The organism is Mycobacterium sp. TH-M11, from assembly GCF_057473725.1.
The window spans coordinates 1-2,485 of record NZ_JBYCLD010000521.1 but is presented as its reverse complement, the minus strand read 5'-3'; the positions used below and the strand labels follow the sequence as shown (position 1 = coordinate 2,485).

The 2,485-nt window shown below is 67.1% G+C and carries 3 protein-coding genes and 1 pseudogene; all 4 read right to left on the bottom strand.

Going from position 1 to position 2,485, the window contains the following annotated elements:
- Positions 1-920: MinD/ParA family ATP-binding protein (locus AC2VOG_RS19920; protein ID WP_486941550.1), on the bottom strand; the 920-nt coding region annotated here is incomplete at its 3' end.
- 104 nt (positions 921-1,024) lie between these two features.
- Positions 1,025-1,312: a WXG100 family type VII secretion target gene (locus AC2VOG_RS19915; RefSeq protein WP_486941549.1), complete on the bottom strand. Its 288-nt coding sequence runs from the start codon at positions 1,310-1,312 to the stop codon at positions 1,025-1,027.
- Between the two features lie 31 nt (positions 1,313-1,343).
- Positions 1,344-1,646 carry a WXG100 family type VII secretion target gene (locus AC2VOG_RS19910; protein WP_486941548.1) on the bottom strand — a complete coding sequence of 101 codons (303 nt, stop codon included), beginning with the start codon at positions 1,644-1,646 and terminating at the stop codon, positions 1,344-1,346.
- 89 nt (positions 1,647-1,735) lie between these two features.
- A pseudogene (locus AC2VOG_RS19905) lies at positions 1,736-2,485 on the bottom strand (PPE family protein); the annotation flags it as partial.

Here is a 2,485-nt window from a genome sequence, read left to right as displayed (position 1 = left end):
CGCCGGGCCACGCTGTACTCCTCGGAGGACAGCACCTCGAGGTTCGCGGCGTTCATGCTGGTGTGCACGCGAATGTCGTTGTAGCGCGACAACGATTTATCCGCAAGAAGATCCGCGATCGTGGCGGCCGACTGGCGGCCCGCGCGATCCGCCAGGTTTCCGGCGGTGGGGTCGGCATCGATGGCGAGGATCCGGTCGCCGCGGACGCGGGCCAGCACCGAGCCCAGCGAGACGGTGACCGCGGTCTTGCCGACGCCGCCTTTGAGTCCCAGGATTCCGATCTGGTAGGAATCGCGGGCGTTGCGCCGGACCCGCATCTGCAAATCCAGCTCGTAGAGTTCGTCGGGGGACAGGCCCGTATTCACCCGGGTCAGCAGGTAGAGCCAGTGCCGCCAGCCGCGTTGCGACGGCATCTTGACTGATGACCGGACGCCGACGTGTGAAAGGCCGTCGATAGCACGGTGGTTGCCGATCGTGGCGGCGGAGGTCTGCGTGGGTGGGCCGGGCGGCGGCGGTGGTGCAACCCGCCATCGGGGGTCGTGCTGAGGCTCGCCGAAGTGCTGGCTTGGCGCCGGCCCGGGCTGCATCTGCGGGGGAGGTGGTGGTGGCATACGCGGCTGCTCGTACTGCGCGCCCGCTGTTGAACTGTGTGCCGGTCGGGCGGTCTGACTGTTTTCGTGCGGTTGCGGTATGCCGGTGGCCGGCTCCGGCAGTTTCTGAGTCTCCGCTTGGGTGTGCCGAGCCGGGGCGGCGGGCGGGATCCCGATCGGCATCGGTGGGACCGTGCCCTGGCCGGTCGCCGAAGGACGAGTCGGCATGGGAGGCTGGAACTTTCGGATCGCCTCTAAGTCGACCTGGGACGTCGCGTCCTCGGGTGGTTCGTCGGGACCGTTGAAGAGCCGGTTATAGTCCGCCGACATGCGTACCTCTCAAGCTGGATCGGAGCAACAGGCTGGTTCGTAGCGACAGGATGCGTGCGGGGGGCGAGATCCAGACCGGACCTTGCCCCCCGCATCCCGCCGTATTAGGCGAACATACCGGTGACGCCAGCCTCTGTCTGTCCCATCGTCTGACCGGCCTCGCTGATTGTTTGCGCGAGGTTCTGCAGCGCCTGGTTGAGCTCGTTGGAGGTGTTGTCCCACCGCTGCTGGACGGCCTGGTAGGCGTCCGAACCGCCACCGCCCCAGACCGCAGCCAGCGACGTCAGCGAGCCCTTGCCCTCGTCGAGCAGGCCGTGCGTGGTCGAGACCGCGCCCTGGATGTCGGACGATCCACCCTCGATGCCGGCGAAGTTCCATAGTTGTTCACTCATATTGTTTCTCCGTTCGTCTGATTGGTTGTGGTCAGATGTTCATCGCCGACGACAGGGAGCCGTGCTGCTCCTCGTCGGTCGAGGTGTAGTGGGCGCCCGCCGTGTGGATGTTGTTGGAGATGTCGTTGAGTTCCTGGATCTGCTGGTTGGCAGCCTCCTGGAACCGCATCAGGGCAGCCTGGGCGGCTGCGCCCGCCTGACCGTGCCACTGCCCGGCGAGCGAACCCGCGACCGACTCCACGTGTGCGATGACGCCCTTGAGCTCTCCGGAGATCCGCTCGAAGTTGCTGGCCTCCTTGGCGAGGACAGCGGCATCGGTGTTCATCTGTGCCATGCTGGACTGCTTTCTCTTTACCTGTGTCCTCACCACGGAAATGGCGAGTCCTTCCGGCCATCGGGACCGGGAAGTCTGTTACTGGACGGCTACCAGTCGTCTCCTTCGTCTTCGCCCAAGTCCTGGACGAGTGGCGCCGGCGCTTTCAGCGCCGTCTTGGTTCCGCCCGTCTTCGGCGCGTGACCCGAACCCATTCCCATCGGGCCCGCGCCCCCGCTGCCGGCGCCGACCGGGGCGGACCCTACGGTCGCCGAGCCGCCGGCTGCACCGGCGACGGGCTCGACGGCGGCCGGCTCGACTTTCTCAATCAGCTTGGCCATCACCGGTGTTCGCGGTGACGACCCGCTCAAACCCGGGAGCGAGGCCGCGCGCACCAGGCCGGCACCCGAGCTTGCGCCCGACCCGCCGGCCAGCGGATGGTTCGACATCGGGCCCGCGCCCAAGAACCCCATCTGCACGCCCTGGTTGCCCGATCCCATGCTGCCGCCCATCGAGCTGAACATGGACGACACCTGCTGCAGCGGCGACGTCAGTTGCTGTAGCGGGCTTTGAACCATCGACCCCAGTGACTGCGGGAGCTGCATGAGTTGCGAGCCCATCTGCGAACCCATTTGCATCACTTGCTGCGTTGCCTGCTGCGTTTGGTTTTGTCCCTGCTGGGCGCCCTGCTGCGCGTAGTTGGAGGCGCCCTCGGCGTCGGTGGCGGCCATGTTCACCATGTTGACGCCCCTGCCGCTGTTCAGCCCGACCGACTCGACGGTGGCCTGACCCATCACGTGGGCGAAAGCCGCGTCACGCATCGCGCCGCCGGCCATCCCCACCGCCGCCTGCCCGACGGC

Bases quoted from the DNA above. Each gene is read 5' to 3' on its own strand.
- AC2VOG_RS19915 (WP_486941549.1), bottom strand. From the start codon at position 1,312: ATGAGTGAACAACTATGGAACTTCGCCGGCATCGAGGGTGGATCGTCC.
- AC2VOG_RS19910 (WP_486941548.1), bottom strand. From the start codon at position 1,646: ATGGCACAGATGAACACCGATGCCGCTGTCCTCGCCAAGGAGGCCAGC.